Consider the following 1663-nt stretch of genomic DNA (forward strand, 5'->3'; position numbering starts at 1 on the left):
CGGTATGTTTCTCGCTAGTTGTCCGATGAGTTAGGCGGCCAATGGCATATTTTCCGTTTCTTTAATGCTCTTCGCCTTCGGCGGGTTTAGCAGAACTGTATCACGATGGTTCCAGTCTCGAGTGGACCGTCCTTTCCAGCGCTGAGGATTCTTTGAACGAGCACTTTGGTAGACAGCATGACGTTTCTTCAAGAGCTCGATATCTAATCCATAATGACGTTGTTCTGGCGTCACAAATCCAATGCCACTATGACGGTGGACAGTGTTGTACCAAGTCACAAATTCATAGACCCATCTCCTAGCTTGCTCAATGTTCTCAAAGGGCTTGGCAGGATAAGCAGGTGTGTATTTGAGGGTTCGGAACAAGGCTTCAGAGTACGGATTGTCATCACTGACAGAGGGACGGCTAAACGACGGCATGACACCCAGTCGTTGCAAGGTAGAAAGCATCGTGGCACCTTTCATTGGGCTACCGTTATCAGAATGCAGTACGAGCTGATCGCGCTGAATCCGATGCTTCAAACAGGCCTTTCTAATCAGGTCTGCAGCGTGATCGGCAGACTCTTCATGGTGGACTTCCCAACTGACAATATAACGGCTGTAAACATCCATCACCATGTACAAACGCAGAAACTGACCTCGGATGCAAAGCGGTAAAAACGTAATATCCCAGCTCCAGATTTGGTTGCTACGTGTTGCTCTCAGTGCTGCTGGCAAAGGACGCTCTTTGGGCGGTTGTGTGCGGCCACGATGGTGGAGCTGACCATGCTCCTTGAGGACTCTGTAAAAACTTGATTCGGAAGCGACATAAATCCCTTTATCAGCAAGCCTAGGGACAATCTGTGAAGGTGGCAAACTCTTGTATTCCTTACGATTGCTAATCTCAATGATGGACGCCTTTTCTTCAGCTGTGAGCGCATGTGGATAATCACGTGGTTTTTGACAAGTACGTTGATCTGTCAGATCTTTTAAATGACGCCAACGCCGAAGGGTCCGACAAGTCAGACCTAGGATTTCACACGCCAAGGCTTGGCGAGCACCGGCTGAGACCGCTTCATCAATCAGTTCAATGGCCATCTGCTTCATCTCCGTAGGAATTAATCTTCCTCTTTGATTCCCCAGATGGCCTGCGCTTTTTTTGATAAGGCCAGCAAGGCAGCTGTTTCAGCTAAAGCCCTGTCCTTACGCAGTAGTTCTTTCTCGAGTACTTTGATCTTTTTACGCTCACGTGCAAGCTCTGCTTTTGCACCTGGATCAGCAGGTGCATCCATCGACTCAAAGAGCTCACGCCAAGCATCTAATTGCTCAACGTATAGACCATTTGAACGACAGTATGCAGAACGTTCTTCTGCATTCAGTGCGGCGGTTTCAATCACCGCAGCAAGCTTGGTTTTAGCGTCCCAGTGATCTGGGATGGACTTTCTTGATGGCACGACAAATCCTTTAGCTCGGTATTCCTTTTTCCAACGATACAGTGTCCCTTGCGAAATGCCTAATTCGGCACTCAGCGTGGACACACGTTGATTGTGAGGAGGCATCATTTTGCGGACAATCTGCTCTTTAAATTCCAAACTGTAAGACGGCATTTCAAACTCCTAACCGCCCCTGTGAGTAGTGTAAGTGAGAAATTAAAACAGCGGACAACTAGTGAGACGTAGGGGGA

Annotated in this window: 2 protein-coding genes; both read right to left on the reverse strand. The window is 48.2% G+C overall.

The genetic code is table 11. The features are described from left to right. Positions 1-30: 30 nt before the first annotated feature. Positions 31-1077, reverse strand: a complete 1047-nt coding sequence (locus ACOI06_RS14475; RefSeq protein ID WP_420663299.1) for an IS3 family transposase — start codon at positions 1075-1077, stop codon at positions 31-33. A 20-nt stretch (positions 1078-1097) separates the two neighbouring features. Next, positions 1098-1586: a transposase gene (locus tag ACOI06_RS14480; RefSeq protein WP_420663300.1), complete on the reverse strand. Its 489-nt coding sequence runs from the start codon at positions 1584-1586 to the stop codon at positions 1098-1100. Positions 1587-1663: the final 77 nt, after the last annotated feature.

The sequence above is a fragment of the Orrella sp. 11846 genome (assembly GCF_048820935.1).
Lineage (GTDB): Bacteria > Pseudomonadota > Gammaproteobacteria > Burkholderiales > Burkholderiaceae_B > Algicoccus.

What these genes read in the sequence shown, in the direction of transcription:
- ACOI06_RS14480 (WP_420663300.1), bottom strand. Translation starts at nt 1,586, where the DNA reads ATGCCGTCTTACAGTTTGGAATTTAAAGAGCAGATTGTCCGCAAAATG.
- ACOI06_RS14475 (WP_420663299.1), bottom strand. Translation starts at nt 1,077, where the DNA reads ATGGCCATTGAACTGATTGATGAAGCGGTCTCAGCCGGTGCTCGCCAA.